The sequence below is a fragment of the Halomonas lysinitropha genome (assembly GCF_902500215.1).
GTDB classification, from domain to species: domain Bacteria; phylum Pseudomonadota; class Gammaproteobacteria; order Pseudomonadales; family Halomonadaceae; genus Halomonas; species Halomonas lysinitropha.
Genome location: NZ_CABVOU010000031.1, coordinates 1 through 13,104 on the forward strand (window position 1 = coordinate 1; position 13,104 = coordinate 13,104).

Annotated in this window: 12 protein-coding genes and 2 rRNA genes; 8 read left to right on the forward strand and 6 right to left on the reverse strand. The window is 65.5% G+C overall.

Translation table 11 applies throughout. The annotated features are described in order from the left end of the window. The 4 genes from HALO32_RS08050 to rlmM all read left to right on the forward strand — a co-directional run. Window positions 1-796: ribosomal RNA gene (locus tag HALO32_RS08050) — 23S ribosomal RNA — on the forward strand; the annotation flags it as partial. Window positions 797-879: 83 nt separating this feature from the next. Continuing rightward, window positions 880-995 (forward strand): 5S ribosomal RNA (rrf, locus tag HALO32_RS08055). 207 nt (window positions 996-1,202) lie between these two features. Next, window positions 1,203-1,643, forward strand: coding sequence for a DUF2721 domain-containing protein (locus HALO32_RS08060; protein ID WP_151443281.1), 441 nt, complete (start codon window positions 1,203-1,205; stop codon window positions 1,641-1,643). Beyond that, window positions 1,640-2,707, forward strand: a complete 1,068-nt coding sequence (rlmM, locus tag HALO32_RS08065) for a 23S rRNA (cytidine(2498)-2'-O)-methyltransferase RlmM (protein WP_151443282.1) — start codon at window positions 1,640-1,642, stop codon at window positions 2,705-2,707. Before HALO32_RS08060 ends, rlmM begins: the two co-directional genes overlap by 4 nt. A gap of 15 nt (window positions 2,708-2,722) precedes the next feature. On the opposite strand, the gene HALO32_RS08070 is transcribed toward rlmM, so the two are convergent. Next, a complete protein-coding gene (locus HALO32_RS08070) occupies window positions 2,723-3,013 on the reverse strand; it encodes an antibiotic biosynthesis monooxygenase family protein (protein ID WP_151443283.1) in 291 nt (96 codons plus the stop codon). 42 nt (window positions 3,014-3,055) lie between these two features. Between HALO32_RS08070 and tusA the strand changes: the two genes are divergently transcribed. Next, on the forward strand, window positions 3,056-3,307 hold the full coding sequence (tusA, locus tag HALO32_RS08075) for a sulfurtransferase TusA (protein WP_151443284.1): 252 nt from the start codon (window positions 3,056-3,058) through the stop codon (window positions 3,305-3,307). Between the two features lie 15 nt (window positions 3,308-3,322). Here tusA and HALO32_RS08080 read toward each other — a convergent pair whose 3' ends face one another. The 3 genes from HALO32_RS08080 to HALO32_RS08090 form a co-directional block, all read right to left on the reverse strand. After that, window positions 3,323-4,039, reverse strand: a complete 717-nt coding sequence (locus tag HALO32_RS08080; protein WP_151443285.1) for a hypothetical protein — start codon at window positions 4,037-4,039, stop codon at window positions 3,323-3,325. Between the two features lie 112 nt (window positions 4,040-4,151). Next, on the reverse strand, window positions 4,152-5,219 hold the full coding sequence (locus HALO32_RS08085; RefSeq protein WP_151443286.1) for a DUF3080 family protein: 1,068 nt from the start codon (window positions 5,217-5,219) through the stop codon (window positions 4,152-4,154). Next, on the reverse strand, window positions 5,191-6,639 hold the full coding sequence (locus tag HALO32_RS08090; RefSeq protein ID WP_151443287.1) for an MATE family efflux transporter: 1,449 nt from the start codon (window positions 6,637-6,639) through the stop codon (window positions 5,191-5,193). The genes HALO32_RS08085 and HALO32_RS08090 overlap by 29 nt, the downstream gene beginning before the upstream one ends. Before the next feature lie 149 nt (window positions 6,640-6,788). On the opposite strand from HALO32_RS08090, the gene HALO32_RS08095 reads away from it, so the two are divergent. Both HALO32_RS08095 and HALO32_RS08100 read left to right on the forward strand, forming a co-directional pair. Next, complete coding sequence (locus HALO32_RS08095) at window positions 6,789-7,364, forward strand: elongation factor P hydroxylase (protein WP_151443288.1); 576 nt, start codon at window positions 6,789-6,791, stop codon at window positions 7,362-7,364. A gap of 36 nt (window positions 7,365-7,400) precedes the next feature. Next, entirely contained in the window at window positions 7,401-9,572 is a 2,172-nt protein-coding gene (locus tag HALO32_RS08100) for a thiamine pyrophosphate-dependent enzyme (protein ID WP_151443289.1), read from the forward strand. Between the two features lie 15 nt (window positions 9,573-9,587). Here the strand turns inward: HALO32_RS08100 and HALO32_RS08105 are convergent, their stop codons facing one another. Together HALO32_RS08105 and HALO32_RS08110 are read right to left on the reverse strand one after the other, a co-directional pair. After that, entirely contained in the window at window positions 9,588-10,142 is a 555-nt protein-coding gene (locus HALO32_RS08105; protein WP_225809846.1) for a hypothetical protein, read from the reverse strand. Between the two features lies 1 nt (window position 10,143). Then, window positions 10,144-11,031, reverse strand: a complete 888-nt coding sequence (locus HALO32_RS08110; RefSeq protein WP_151443290.1) for a TatD family hydrolase — start codon at window positions 11,029-11,031, stop codon at window positions 10,144-10,146. A gap of 100 nt (window positions 11,032-11,131) precedes the next feature. Between HALO32_RS08110 and HALO32_RS08115 the strand changes: the two genes are divergently transcribed. Further along, entirely contained in the window at window positions 11,132-13,057 is a 1,926-nt protein-coding gene (locus HALO32_RS08115) for an ATP-binding cassette domain-containing protein (RefSeq protein WP_151443291.1), read from the forward strand. Window positions 13,058-13,104 lie beyond the last annotated feature (47 nt).

A 13,104-nucleotide genomic window follows, 5' to 3' on the forward strand; every position in this document is an offset into this window, starting at 1 on the left:
TGTGTAGGATAGCTGGGAGGCTTGGAAACCCGGACGCCAGTTCGGGTGGAGCCAACCTTGAAATACCAGCCTGGCATCATTGGCGTTCTAACTCAGATCCGTGATCCGGATCGAGGACCGTGTGTGGTGGGTAGTTTGACTGGGGCGGTCTCCTCCCAAAGCGTAACGGAGGAGCACGAAGGTACCCTCAGCACGGTTGGAAATCGTGCAGTGAGTGCAAGAGCATAAGGGTGCTTAACTGCGAGACAGACACGTCGAGCAGGTACGAAAGTAGGTTCTAGTGATCCGGTGGTTCTGTATGGAAGGGCCATCGCTCAACGGATAAAAGGTACTCCGGGGATAACAGGCTGATACCGCCCAAGAGTTCACATCGACGGCGGTGTTTGGCACCTCGATGTCGGCTCATCACATCCTGGGGCTGAAGTCGGTCCCAAGGGTATGGCTGTTCGCCATTTAAAGTGGTACGCGAGCTGGGTTTAGAACGTCGTGAGACAGTTCGGTCCCTATCTGCCGTGGGCGTTGGATGTTTGAGAAGGGCTGCTCCTAGTACGAGAGGACCGGAGTGGACGCACCTCTGGTGTTCCGGTTGTCACGCCAGTGGCATTGCCGGGTAGCTATGTGCGGACGGGATAACCGCTGAAAGCATCTAAGCGGGAAGCCCCCTTCAAGATGAGACATCCCCGAGGCCTCGAGCCTCCTGAAGGGCCCAGCGAGACCAGCTGGTTGATAGGCCGGGTGTGGAAGCGCTGCAAGGCGTTGAGCTAACCGGTACTAATGGCCCGTGAGGCTTGACCATATAACACCCAAGCGGTCTGTGGATGACGACCGACCGCCGGATACGACGAGACGCCTCGCGTCAGCATGATTCACCGTTTTTCGCCTGACGACCATAGCGTGCGGGAACCACCTGATCCCTTGCCGAACTCAGCAGTGAAACCGCTCAGCGCCGATGGTAGTGTGGGGTCTCCCCATGCGAGAGTAGGTCATCGTCAGGCCCCTATTCAGAAACCCCGGCCATTGGTCGGGGTTTCGTCGTTGCGGGGGTCTCCCCATGGAGAGTCCCGGAGTGCCGGCCAAGTCATCGTCAGGCCCCTATCCCGAAAAAACCCCCGTGTTCGACAGAGCACGGGGTTTTTTCATGGGCGGCCCATGAGAGTGGCAGCTGTTATCATGGTGTTACGAATCACCACCGGAGATCGTTCGTGACGCTTACCACGCCGGCCCTGCTCTTTCCTGCCATCTCGCTGCTGTTACTGGCCTATACCAACCGTTTTCTGGTGCTTGCCCAGTTGATCCGCAAGCTGGCAGACGAGGAGCGCGACCGTCATCAGTCCGGCACCGCACGACAGATCGTGTTGCTGCGTCGGCGTATCTCCCTGACCAAGCGCATGCAGGTGGCCGGTGTACTGAGCTTCCTGCTCTGTACGCTGTCGATGTTCGCGCTCTTCCTGTCACTTGAGCTGCTGGGCGTGCTGCTCTTCGGTGTGAGCCTGGTGACCCTGTCCATTTCGCTGATCTACTCGCTCTGGGAGGTGACCATTTCGACCAATGCGCTCAATGTCCAGTTGCAGGATATCGAGGACCTGCGCAATCGCGCGTCCCCGGATTCGGTCACGGGTGCGTCCAAGGAGACTGGCCGATGACGATTCCCGGCGAGCTGTTGCTCTATTGTCGTTCGGGATTCGAGCCGGATCTGGCGGCAGAACTCGCGGACAAGGCCTTGGCGCTGGGCTGGCAGGGAGAGGCCGATTTCAGTTCCGGTGCCGGGTTCGTGCGCTTCATCGCCGCCGGCGATGCACCGGCCAACGCGCTGCATCGAGGATTGCCTCTGGCCAGCCTGGTGTTTGCCCGGCAGAGCCTGCTCGCGTTACCGCCGCTCCTGCTTCCCCGTGAGGATCGCCTGACACCCATCATCGACCAGGTCGTGGCGAGTGGCTGGAGCTTCGAGTCGGTATGGCAGGAGACGCCGGACACCAACGACGCCAAGGCCCTCGCCGGCCTGATCAAGGCACTCAAGCGGCCGCTGGAGTCGCTGCTCAAGAAACGCGGCGCCCTGCGGCGCAAGGCCGGTAGCCGCCGTCTTCACCTGCTGTGGAGTGACGGTGATCGCGTCCAACTGGGCATGAGCTTTCCCGGTAATCGCAGCGAACTCCCCGGGGGAATTCGCCGGCTGCGCTTTCCCCACCGCGCGCCGAGTCGTTCCACCCTCAAGCTGGAGGAGGCCTGGCACGAATTTATACCGCGAGATGATTGGGAGGAGCGGCTGGGGGAGGGCATGCAGGCAGCCGACCTTGGCGCCGCTCCCGGCGGCTGGACCTGGCAACTGGTGCAACGCGGCATGCAGGTCTACGCCATCGATAACGGCCCCATGGACAAGGGACTGATGGCCACGGGGCTGGTGGAGCACCTGCGCGAGGACGGCTTCGTCTGGGAGCCGCCCGGCCGGCTCGACTGGCTGGTGTGCGATATCGTCGACAAGCCATCGCGCGTGATGTCCATGGTCCAACGCTGGCTGGAGCGGCGCTGGTGCCGGGAGGCGGTGTTCAACCTGAAGTTGCCAATGAAGCGCCGCTGGCAGGAAGTCTCCCGCTGCCTTTCGGGCCTCGAGTCGGCACTCGCCGAGGCCGGTGTGCGAGCCAAGGTGGCGTGTCGCCATCTCTACCATGATCGCGAGGAGGTAACGGTACACGTGCGCATCCTCGACTGATCCGGATCCGCGCGGTCAATGGGACGTCGGTTCGTAGATGCGGACACGCTCCTCCTCGGTCAGCAGAGGCAGCAGGCTCTGCATGACTCGGGCGCGTGTCTCGCTCTGGTACCATTCCTTCCAGGCGCGCAGGTCACGCCACTTGGTGATCATCAGACGTCGATCACTGTGGCCAAGCTCGACGAGACTTTCGCCGCCGATGAAGCCACGCGCGCCGAGGGAATGGCGCATGGCCTCCCGGGCGGCTGCCTCGTATTCCTCCTCCAGGCCGGGCATGATACGACGTTCGATAATGATCTTGATCATCCGTTACTCCCTTACTTTTACTTTCCCGCAACGAGGTCATCGATGGTTGATTCCGCGGATACCCTGCCGGCCTGTGACGCGCAACTCGATACTACCGGGCTTTACTGTCCCGAACCGATCATGCTGATGCACAACAAGGTGCGTGACATGCAGTCGGGGGAGGTGCTCAAGGTGATCGCCAGCGACCCAGCCACGACGCGAGACATCCCCAAGTTTTGCAGTTTCCTGGGGCATGAACTCCTGCGTCAGCAGGAAGACGACGGCAGTTACCTCTACTTTATCCGTCTCGGCTGAGTCGCGACCAGCCTGTCATCGGCTCGATGTGTCAACGTCACTGTCGGGCATGACCATCAGGGCCAGCGCTTCCAGGGTGGTGGGGTCCTCATGCCGGATGCGGTTGGCGATCTGCCGCTGGAAGAAGTAGACCACCCGGTGGCGGCTATGGCCGGGATAGAGGCAGGGGTCGCTGGGCAGGATGGGAGTGGTCTCGATGAGGCGCTCGTCGGCGAGCAGCGCCTCCACCGAGCCATCGCTGTAGAGACGCCAGCCGAAGACCTGCTTCAGCTGCCAGGGCGCATCGTCCTCGTCCATGCACAGGGCATGGGTTCCCTGGGTCTCGGGAAGTTGCTGGATCAGCGTGGTCTCGTCGGTCTCTTCGTAATCGAAGTAGGCCGCGGCGTGCTCGAGCTCCAGCACCTTGTGCTCGGGAGCCTCCTCGAAGAGCTCCTCTGTTTCCGGGTCACGATAGCCGATGAAATGTCCGTGTTCGGCGTCATCCAGGCGATGGCAGGGCGTCAAAGCCTCCATCCAGGGCACCAGGCCGACTACCTCGCCATTTTCCTGAAGGCCCCAGGCTAGCAGCGGCATGCCGTACAGGGTGTCGGCATCCGAAGCGAGCCGATAGACCATCTCCAGACTGTCCAGCTCGGGTGAAAGACGAACCAACCGGCGGCGCGCCAGTTGCCGTTTGCGCATGGCCTCGAGATCGATGACCCGGGCGGAGCGGGGTGACTGCGGGATTCCCATGATGTCCCTCCAAGTGCTGCGTGGTCACGACTTCGGCCTGGTAGGCAGCGCACTGCGTCACTGTTACTTCATCAATAGCACAGAGTGATTGCCGAGGTTAAGTCCCGGTGGCTCATCGGCAGTGACGGGCAAGGCGATTGCGCAGAGCAGCATGGCGATCGAGGCTCGCCCTGAAGGCCGGCAGGGGAGCCTCGGGGTCGGTCAGTGACAGCCAGCGTCGACGATAGTCGGCCACTGCCGGTGGCGCTGTCACATGCACCTCGAGGAGGGCGTCGATGGCCCCGAACCAGTGTCGTGCGGCGCGTTCGAGCTCGCTCAGCCATGTCATCAACCGGGTCGCCTCGGACGAGTCGGCCAGGCGCTCGGGCGCGCCGCGACAGGCTTTCCCGTCCTGGTTTTCCAGAACTCCTTCGATCAGTGTCGAAGCCTCGGCAAGCCGCTGCTCGGCTAGCAGCAGGGTGCGCAGCAGCTCGGCAGAAAGCGGGCGCTCCTGCAGGGTCTTGAGGTGACCCTCGAGGGTGGAGGAATCGGGAACCCAGCTCCGATCGAACTGGTGCAGGGTTGCCTCCCGCAAGTAGCTGAGGGCGGCACTGCGCGGTTCAACCTCGTCGAGGTCGTCGGGGGAGAGGGGAGAGCTTGCTCGAGAGAAGTTCTTGACCCACTCCTCGGAGGCGAACAGGGCATTCCAGCTGACCTGCGGTAGCCGATCGGTCTTGGTCCTGGTCAGATGCACCAGGCGTTCCCGGCTGTCATCGGAGAGGGTGTCCGGCACGTCCCCGTTCCAGCAGCCGCTCAGCCTGCGCCATAGCTTGAGCTCATAAAGCCAGCGCTGGCTGGGGGCCGCTACCTTGCCGAGCTGGTTGTTGCGCCCTGCCACGAGGTTGGCGATATGGCACTCGCGCAGGGCAAAGATATCGAGAAGGCCCTCGCGAGTCTCGGCGATTCCAAACAGCCGCTCGTCCTGCTCGGGGAAGGCGCCGATGTTGTCCGGGGAGGCGCGCTCAGGTGCCTCGACGCCCAGGGTCTCGGCCAGGCGCTGCTGATAGCCGCGCAGCAGGGTCTCGCTATCCCCCTCGCCGCAGCCGACCAGCAACAGACACAGCATCACCGTCAGCCCCTGGATCCAGTGGCGGCGGGCTGTACGGCCGAAATCACTCGGCGGGAATCTCGATCTGTCCATGAGTCGTCGCCTTGCTGATGCGCCTGAGCCGCTCTCCCAGCAGCAGAGCCGCGATGGTCAGGCCGCCAATCAGGCCGATCCAGTAACCGTGCACGCCCATCGGGTCGATCCACCCGAACAGGCCTTGCGCTCCCAGCCAGTGACCGCCGCCCAGCCCCACCAGCCAGTAAGACAGGACGGTGATCAGCATGATGATCCGAGTATCCTTGTAGCCCCGCAGGGCCCCGGCCAGATTGACCTGCAGGGAATCCGACACCTGGAAGATCATCGCCAATCCGACCAGAGTCAAGGTCAGGTTCTGCACCTCACGGTCATGAGTGTACAGGCCGATCACCGGCTCGGCAGTGATCCATAGCAGCAGGCTGTTGAGCCCCGCCACGGCCAGTGCTACCAGGATGCCGTTCCAGGCCAACAGCCGAGCATCACCGAGGCGGCCCTGGCCCAGCGTGTTGCCCACCCGCACGGTCAGCGCCATCCCCAGGGAAAGCGGGAGCATGAAGAGTATCGAGGTGTAGTTGAGGGCCACCTGGTGGGCTGCAACGGTCACCTCGCCGAGGCTGGCGATGAACAGGGCGATCAGGGTGAACAGCGTCACCTCGACGAAGATCGCCACGCCGATGGGGACGCCCACATACAGCAGCTCGAGGATCAACGGCCAACGCGGGGCTGTCGGGGAGTGCCAGAGTGCGACGTCGCCGTAGGCTTGGGAGCGGCGGGTGTAGGCGATCATCGCCAGGCACATTACCCACATGGAGAGTGCCGTGGCAATACCGCAGCCCAGTGCCCCCAGGGCGGGGATGCCTTGCAGGATATCGGGTACCCCCTCGCCGAACAGTCCCGTCAGACCCTCGCCACCGTAGATCAGCAGAAAATTGCTGGGAATGTTGACGCCGAGTCCGATCAGGCTGATCCACAGCGACGGGCGAGTATGGTTCATGCCGTCCGAGAAGGCGCGTAGAGCTTGAAAAAGGGCCACCCCGGGCATGCCGAAGGCCACGGCGGCCAGATAGCCAGCGGCGCGCGTGGCGACCTCCTCAGGCACCGCCATCAGGCGAAAGACCGGCATCACCGCACTCCACAGCATCACCGCGGCGGCCACTCCCAGGGCCAGGGCGATCCACAGCGCCTGGTGCACGCTGGGACGAATCTCCGTTGTGCGCCTACCACCCAGCAATTGCGCGACGATCGGCGTCAGACCCATCAGAGTGCCGGTCATGAACAGCATCAGCGGCATCCACAGGCTGGAACCCACCGAGACCGCCGCCAGATCAGTGGCGCTGAGTCGTCCGGTCATCATCACGTCGGCGACGCTCATGCCGGCCTGGGCCAGCTGGGCCCCGCAGATGGGCAGTGCCAGGCGCAGCAGCGGCCGCGTTTCCTTGCGGCTGATGGCCAGCAGGCGTGAGGAGAACGAGGCCAAGGCAGCAGCTCCATGCATCGATGATGAGTCGGCAGCGTCCGGCCCGGGACGAGCGCAGGCGGGTCGCCCAGTGTATCAGGGGGCGGCGATTTTCGCTGTGTGCGGCCTTGCCCCTATAATGGCGCCTTTGACGCCTACCTGGAGCCTGCGTGAGCCACCGACTCGAGGATGTGATGGCCTTGTTCGACGGTCTCTTCCTGCCCCGCTACCGGACCCGTCTGGTTCGCGGTGGCGACGAACCCCTCTACCTGCCGGCGGACGAAGCCTCCCCCTGTCATCGGGTGATCTTCGCTCGCGGCTTTTTTGCCAGCGCCCTGCATGAAGTCAGCCACTGGTGCATTGCCGGCGCCCGTCGGCGTGAGTTCGAGGACTACGGCTACTGGTACCTGCCCGACGGCCGCGATGCCGACCAGCAGCGCGACTTCGAGGCGGTGGAGGTGGCACCCCAGGCGCTGGAGCTGCTCTTTTCGCGGGCTTGCGGCCGGCCCTTCCGGGTCAGCATCGATAACCTGGGCGAGGTGGAGGTCGACCGCCAAGGCTTCCAGGCACGGGTCGAGGCGCGGGCCGAACGCTACCTGCGTGAGGGCCTGCCGGGCCGGGCGGCGGCTTTCCGGCAGGCGCTGGCGGTTTTCTACCAGGAGAGTGGCAACCTCGAGCAGGCCGTGGCGGTCGGACAATGTTGTCTCGAGTCGGCCGGGTCGCGGCCCCACGAGGCGATCGACTAGGCTGAAGGGCACTGTCCAGCCGACCGGAGACCGACCGTGGCCGACTCCCTGCCCCAGGAACGCCGCTTCCTTGCCGCCCTGCATGATGACAGCTGGCCCGCGCCGTCACATGACAGCTCCCTTGAGGCGGCCGGGCTCGATCCCGAGGCGCTCGTCGAGCTCTTCGAGTCCCAGCTGACCAGCCGGCACCTCGATCTCCACGCCCGGCGGCTCCAGGCGCGGGGCGAGGGCTTCTATACCATCGGCAGTGCCGGCCACGAGGGCAACGCCGCTATCGCCCGGGCCTTCCGCCCCAGTGATCCCGCTTTCCTGCACTACCGTGATGCGGCCTTCATGATCCAGCGCAGCCGCGCCGTGCCGGACCAGATGCCGATCCGCGATCTGCTGCTGAGCTTCGCGGCCTCGGCCGAGGATCCGATCTCCGGCGGTCGCCACAAGGTGCTGGGTTCCAGAAGGCTCAACATTCCGCCCCAGACCAGCACCATCGCCTCCCATCTACCCAAGGCAGTGGGGGCAGCGCACAGCCTGGGGCTGTGGCGTCGCTTGGGGGGTGGCGGCGAGTGGCCGCGGGACAGCGTGGTGCTTTGCAGCTTCGGGGATGCCTCTTTCAATCATTCCACCGCCCAGGGGGCTCTCAATGCCGCCGGCTGGGCCGCCTGGCAGGGCGCCCCCATGCCGCTGGTGATGGTCTGCGAAGACAACGGCATCGGCATCTCCATGCCCACGCCGGCCGGCTGGATCGCCGCCAGCATGCGTGCCCACCCCGGCTTCCACTATCTCGCCTGCGACGGCCTCGACCTGCTGGATACCTGGCAGGTCGCCCGCGAGGCCGCGCACATCGCCCGCACCCATCGCCAGCCGGTGTTCCTCCATATGCACTGTGTGCGCCTCTTCGGTCACGCCGGCTCCGATGCCCAGCAGGCCTACCTGCCGGCCGCGCGTATCGAGGCCGACGAGGCCCGTGACCCCTTGCTGGTCAGTGCCGGCCTGTTGCGCCGGCACGGCGTGCTCTCCGTGGAGGAGATTGCCGAGCGTTATCGGTCGATCGGCGAGCGGGTAGCTCAGGAGGCCGAGGCGGTGATCCGGCGACCGAAACTGGAAAGCGCCGAACAGGTCATGGCGAGCATCTTGCCGCCATCGCGTTCCGGCCGGCGACTAGCCTGGCAGGGGCAGGTCGAGGCGAGCCCGGCCCCCATGGCCAGGCTGATCAACCAGGCGCTGCAGCGGCTGATGACCTGCTACCCGCATCTGGTGCTGGCCGGCGAGGACATCGGCCGCAAGGGTGGCGTCTACGGGGTCACCCAGCGGCTCCAGGCGCAGTTCGGCCCTCACCGGGTGATCGATACGCTGCTCGACGAGCAGAGCATCCTGGGACTGGGGATCGGCCTCGCCCAGAGTGGTCTGGTGCCGATCCTGGAGATCCAGTTCCTCGCCTATCTGCACAACGCCGAGGACCAGCTGCGTGGCGAAGCAGCCACCCTCAGCTTCTTCTCCAATGGCCAGTACACCAACCCCATGGTGGTGCGCATTGCCGGGCTCGGTTACCAGAAGGGTTTCGGTGGCCACTTCCACAACGACAATGCCATTGCCGTGCTGCGTGACATCCCCGGGCTGCTGGTGGCCTGTCCGTCGAGCGGCGCCGAGGCGGTGGGGCTGTTGCAGGAGGCGGTACGCCTGGCCGACGAGGAGCAGCGGGTGGTGGTGCTCCTCGAGCCCATCGCCCGCTACCACGCCCGTGATCTGCTGGAGGAGGGAGATGATCGCGGCTGCTGTGTTGATCCGGGGCCGGATTACCGCCTGGCGGTAGGCGAGCTCGGCCAATGGGGAGAGGGACGCGACCTGGCCATCGTCAGCTACGGTAACGGGGTCCACCTGTCGCGGCAGGCGGCTGTCCGCCTGGAGGAAGAGGGCATCGCGCTGCGCCTCATCGACCTGCGCTGGCTGACAGCTATCGATCACGATGCCCTGTATCGTCGGGTAGCCGACTGCGAGGGCATCCTGGTGGTGGACGAGTGCCGGCGGTCGGGCTCGCCGAGCGAGGAGCTGATCACCGGCCTGGTCGAGCGCGGCGTGGCAAGCGAGCGCCTGGCACGGCTGACTGCCGAAGACAGCTTCATAGCCCTGGGACCGGCCGCCACGGTCACGCTGCCCTCGGTGGCGGGCATCGTCGAGCGGGCCCTGGCGCTGCTGGGACGGTCGGGGGCGTAGTTGCATGGCGCCCGCTCAGTCATCGACGTCATCGCCGTCTAGCAGCCGGCCATCGAAGGGCAGGGCATCGGGGGGGGCGATGCTTGGGACGAGGCGCTGGTGGAGGTTGAGCATCACCGCCACCTCGTGCTCGGGGCGCAGCGGCTCCAGGCCCAGTTCGCCGAACAGCTCGCCCCGGGCTCGGGCCCAGTCGCCGGGCTCGAGCTCGCCGTAGAGGCTCTCCGCGGGGGCCAGTTCGACGAAAGGGTCGAGGCCATAGGTGTCGAAGAGTCGCGAGATAGCCGCCTCGTCATCACTCACCCCGGCTGTGAAGAGGGTTTCGCTGAAGTGGTCATTCTCCAGCTCACGGATCACATCCAGGGGGCTTACCCCCATGCTGTTGAGTTCCTCCAGGCTGTACTCGCCCAGCGAGACCATCTCGTTATCCAGCCAGTCGTCGTCCGGCTGGATCAGGGTGTGCTTGACCCGCCCATCGGGCAGCGTCCAGGCGATGGCCAGCGGCAAGCCGCCGTCCTCGCCGGTCTCGACAGCGATGAAGCCGGGAATCTCGTTGCTCTCGGGGCCGGCCATGTCAGGACTCCTCATGTTGGGTGGCGGGGCGCGTCTCGTCCGCCGGCAGGCGGAAGAAGGCGAGCGCGGTCGCGGTCGTGGTACGGGCCAGCTCGGCCTCTTCCATGCCACGCCAGTGGGCGATCTCGCGCACGATCCAGGGCAGCAAAGCCGGTTCGTGGCGTCTGCCCTTGAGTTTGGCAGGTAAATTGCGAGGCAGCAGGTACGGGCAGTCGGTTTCCACCATCAGCCGGTCCAGCGGAATCTCGCCGACGAGTTCACGCAGGTGGTGGCCGCGACGCTCGTCGCACAGCCAACCGGTCAGGCCGATGTGCAGGCCCAGGTCGCGATAGCCAAAAAGGGTCTCGCGCTCGGCGGTAAAGCAGTGCACCACCGCGTCAGCGATGTCGTCTCGCCAGGCGTGCAGCATCTCGCGCATGCGGCGTCCGGCGTCCCGTTCGTGGATGAAAAGTGGCTTGCCGCTCTCCACCGCCAGGCCGAGCTGGGCCTCGAAGGCCCGCTCCTGCTCGGCGGGCGTGGAGAAATTGCGGTTGAAGTCCAGGCCGCATTCGCCCACCGCCACCACCTCGGGCTGGCGATGCAGGTCACGCATCGCCCGCTCCAGCGCTGGGTTCCAGCGGCTGGCGTCGTGTGGATGCACCCCGGCGGTGGCGAAGAGCCCGGGATGACGACGCGCCATCGTCACGGCCTGCTCGGCATGCTCGCGGTCGGTACCGGTGAGGATCAGGGTGGTGACGTTGGCTGCCCGGGCGCGGGCCAACACCGCCGGCAGATCCCGGGCGAAACTCTCGTGGGTCAGGTTGGCGCCGATGTCTACCAGCGGGGTGGGCGAGGTAAAGCGCAGGACCTCGGGCAGGACGTCGTCGAAGGTGTCGGTCGGGGCAGCCAAGGCGGAACTCCTTCAGGAAACAGGCGCGCATTGTACCCGTCGCCACGCCGGGCCGGCCATGCGTTACACTAGCGCCCTCGATGAATGAAGAGGTGAGCGCGTGACCCTGCTACGTCTGGAACAGCTGCAACTGGCCTACGGCAACCAAGTGTTGCTGGATGGCGCCGACCTGGTACTGGAGAAGGGCGAGCGCCTTGCCCTGGTGGGGCGCAACGGCACCGGCAAGTCGACCCTGCTCAAGCTGGTGGCCGGGGAGATCCAGCCCGACGGCGGCAATATCTGGCGGGCACCGGGGTTGAAGATCGGGGTACTCGCCCAGGAGTTACCGGATGCCACCGGCCAGACCATCTTCGATGTGGTGGCCCAGGGGCTCCCCGAGGCCGGGGAACTGCTCTCCGAGTATCATCACTTGATCCACGAGGCGGAGCCGGACATGCGCCGCATGGCCGAGCTGCAGACGCGGATCGAGGCGATCGACGGCTGGTCCTTCCATCAGCGCATCGACGTGGTGCTGACTCGACTGGGGCTGCCCGCCGACGCCGAGATGGCCGCACTCTCAGGTGGCTGGCGCCGCCGCGTGGCGCTGGCCCGGGCGCTGGTCGCCGACCCAGACCTGCTGATGCTGGACGAGCCCACCAACCACCTCGACCTCGATACCATCGCCTGGCTGGAAGAGCAGCTGCTGGACTTCAATGGCGCCGTGCTCTTCATCACCCACGACCGGGCCTTCCTGTCGAAGCTCGCCACGGCGATCCTCGAGCTCGACCGCGGGCGGCTGGGCCGCTACCCCGGGGATTACGCCGCCTACCAGGAGCAGAAGAACCACGAGCTGGAAGTTGAAGCCCGTGAACATGCCGAGTTCGACAAGAAGCTCGCCCAGGAGGAGGCCTGGATCCGCCAGGGCATCAAGGCGCGGCGCACCCGCAACGAGGGCCGGGTGAGGGCGCTGGAGCAGCTGCGCCGGGAGCGCAGCGAGCGTCGTGAACGCCAGGGCAAGGCCTCGCTCGCCGTCGACAGCGGCGGGCGCAGCGGCAAGCGGGTGGTGAGCCTCGAGCACGTCACCCAGCGCTTCGGCGATGAGGTGGTGATCGACGACCTCAGCCTGGAGATCCAGCGCGGCGACCGCATCGGCTTTATCGGCCGCAACGGCGCCGGCAAGACGACGCTGCTCAAGATCCTGCTCGGAGAGCTGGAGCCGACCGAAGGCAAGGTGCAGTTCGGAACCAAGCTGCAGGTTGCCTATTTCGACCAGCTGCGCGCCGGTCTGGAGCCGGAGAAAAGCGTCTACGACAACGTGGCTCAGGGCAGCGATCGCATCGCCGTGGGCGGTCGCGACCGCCATGTGATGAGCTATCTGCAGGACTTCCTGTTCACTCCCGAGCGGGTGCGCCAACCGGTCAAGGCGCTCTCGGGCGGTGAGTCCAACCGCCTGCTGCTGGCCAAGCTCTTTACCCAGCCGGCCAATGTCCTGGTGCTCGACGAGCCGACCAACGACCTTGACGTCGAGACCTTGGAACTGCTCGAAGAACTGTTGCTCAACTTCGATGGCACCCTGCTGCTGGTCTCTCACGACCGGGCCTTCATGGACAATGTGGTGACCAGCGTGCTGGCCTTCGAAGGGCAGGGTCGGGTGCGCGAGTATGTGGGCGGCTACAGCGACTGGGTGCGCCAGGGTGGCCGGTTGCCACCGGCGCCCTGGGAGGGCGCGGCGCGCCAGCATGCCGAGCCCACCGCGCCGGCGGCGAGCGCCACTTCGGCACCGGCCAAGGCAGCTGCCACCCCCGCGAACCGGCCGTCCAAGCTCTCCTACAAGCTGCAGCGCGAGCTCGACGGTCTGCCGGCCGAGATCGAACGCCTCGAGAAAGAGATAGCCGCCTACGAGTCACAAGTGGGCGATCCGGGGTTCTACCAGCGGGACGCCGATACCGTGTCGGCGACCCTGCAGTCGCTCAACGATAGCCAGGCCGCACTGGAAGCGGCCATGGAACGGTGGATGGAGCTCGAGGCGATGGCCGCCGGCGAGTGACAACGCCACGATTCAGTGGCGTCTCGCGAGCGTCGGACACGAAACCG

Coding starts and splice junctions, on each gene's coding strand:
- rlmM (WP_151443282.1), top strand. CDS start 1,640: ATGACGATTCCCGGCGAGCTGTTGCTCTATTGTCGTTCGGGATTCGAG.
- HALO32_RS08070 (WP_151443283.1), bottom strand. CDS start 3,013: ATGATCAAGATCATTATCGAACGTCGTATCATGCCCGGCCTGGAGGAG.
- tusA (WP_151443284.1), top strand. CDS start 3,056: ATGGTTGATTCCGCGGATACCCTGCCGGCCTGTGACGCGCAACTCGAT.
- HALO32_RS08080 (WP_151443285.1), bottom strand. CDS start 4,039: ATGGGAATCCCGCAGTCACCCCGCTCCGCCCGGGTCATCGATCTCGAG.
- HALO32_RS08085 (WP_151443286.1), bottom strand. CDS start 5,219: ATGGACAGATCGAGATTCCCGCCGAGTGATTTCGGCCGTACAGCCCGC.
- HALO32_RS08105 (WP_225809846.1), bottom strand. CDS start 10,142: ATGGCCGGCCCCGAGAGCAACGAGATTCCCGGCTTCATCGCTGTCGAG.